Genomic DNA, 743 nt, shown 5'->3' on the forward strand with positions numbered 1-743 from the left:
TCGGCATCCAGTTTGTAGCACGCCGGTACGCGTTCCTGTTCGGGCCCTTGTGCCGGTTTCATGTGTTCCAGCTGCTCGGCGGGCATCAGGTCGCGCAGTTGATGCTGATAGGCCGACACCGTCAGGCTCAGGTCCAGGGCCATGCCTTCGGCATCGGCGAGCGCCACCACGACCGGTACCTTTGGCTGGGTGTAGGGGTAGTGCCGGCCGACGGCAACGAGGTTGCCGATGGGCAAGGTTTCGGTGATCGGGTCACTGCTCCAGGTCAGGGGCATGCGCCGCTCGGTGGGCTTGAAGTCTTCGACCCAGGTTTGCAGGGCGCTGACCGGCAAGACATGGGGCTGGGTTGAGGGGGCCTGGTTACCGGTTATCAGTTCGGCCATGTCCAGCTGGCGCATGTGCCGTTGGCGCAAGGCTGCTGAACTGGTGATGCGGGCGGTCATGGCGTTGGTCCACAGGTGCGGGCTGTAGCCGATCCACACTTCCCTGGCGGTATCGGGGCAGGTATCGGCCCACACCCAGCCCATGGTGCGGCTGGACAGGTAGCGATCACGCCGGTGGTAATCGTCCAGCCCGCGGTAGCGCAGCTCCTTGTAAAGGCCCGCGCCGACATACTCATGGATGACCAGCTTCTGGCCCAGAGCGCCTTGCATGAACACGTAGACATAGCCCGGTCGCAGCGCGCGCAGGGTGTAGGCAGAGTGTTGCAGCGGCCCGAAGCCTTGTTCGAGGTTGAAGCCTGC

General features: G+C 64.2%; 1 protein-coding gene. It reads right to left on the reverse strand.

Going from position 1 to position 743, the window contains the following annotated elements; genetic code table 11:
- A partial coding sequence (locus CAY82_RS24870; RefSeq protein ID WP_305881827.1) for a T6SS effector BTH_I2691 family protein occupies positions 1-743 on the reverse strand: 743 nt, incomplete at both ends.

It is taken from the genome of Pseudomonas sp. SID14000 (assembly GCF_002165135.1).
Lineage (GTDB): Bacteria > Pseudomonadota > Gammaproteobacteria > Pseudomonadales > Pseudomonadaceae > Aquipseudomonas.